General features: G+C 54.2%; 1 protein-coding gene. It reads right to left on the bottom strand.

Annotated features, from left to right (window positions below; translation table 11 throughout):
• Positions 1–354: terminase gpA endonuclease subunit (locus HMPREF9144_RS12620; RefSeq protein WP_040596004.1), on the bottom strand; the 354-nt coding region annotated here is incomplete at its 3' end.
• Between the last annotated feature and the right edge of the window lie 192 nt (positions 355–546).

Genomic DNA, 546 nt, shown 5'->3' with positions numbered 1-546 from the left:
GGGTACCGAGTGTTCATAGCGCTGGCGGCCCATAATAATCTGCCGGTCAATCAGCCAGCTTTCCTCACCCGGCCCCCATCCCCATACGCGCATTTCGTAGCGGTCCAGCTGGGAGTCGATACCGGCGGTCAGGTAAGCCACACGGTCAGGAACGGGCGCTGAATAATGCTCTTTCCGCTCTGCCATCACTTCAGCATCCGGACGTTCGCCAATTTTCGCCTCCCACGTCTCACCGAGCGTGGTGTTTACGAAGGTTTTACGTTTTCCCGTATCCCCTTTCGTTTTCATCCAGTCTTTGACAATCTGCACCCAGGTGGTGAACGGGCTGTACGCTGTCCAGATGTGAAAGGTCACACTGTCAGGTGGCTCAATCTCTTCACCGGATGACGAAAACCAGAGAATGCCATCACGGGTCCAGATCCCGGTCTTTTCGCAGATATAACGGGCATCAGTAAAGTCCAGCTCCTGCTGGCGGATGACGCAGGCATTATGCTCGCAGTGTTAAAAAGCGCTGGAGCTCGAATTCGTAATCATGTCATAGCTGTT

The sequence above is a fragment of the Prevotella pallens ATCC 700821 genome (assembly GCF_000220255.1).
Taxonomy (GTDB): Bacteria; Bacteroidota; Bacteroidia; order Bacteroidales; family Bacteroidaceae; genus Prevotella; species Prevotella pallens.
The sequence above is the reverse complement of the archived record's forward strand: the minus strand, read 5'-3'. Positions and strand labels throughout refer to the sequence as shown.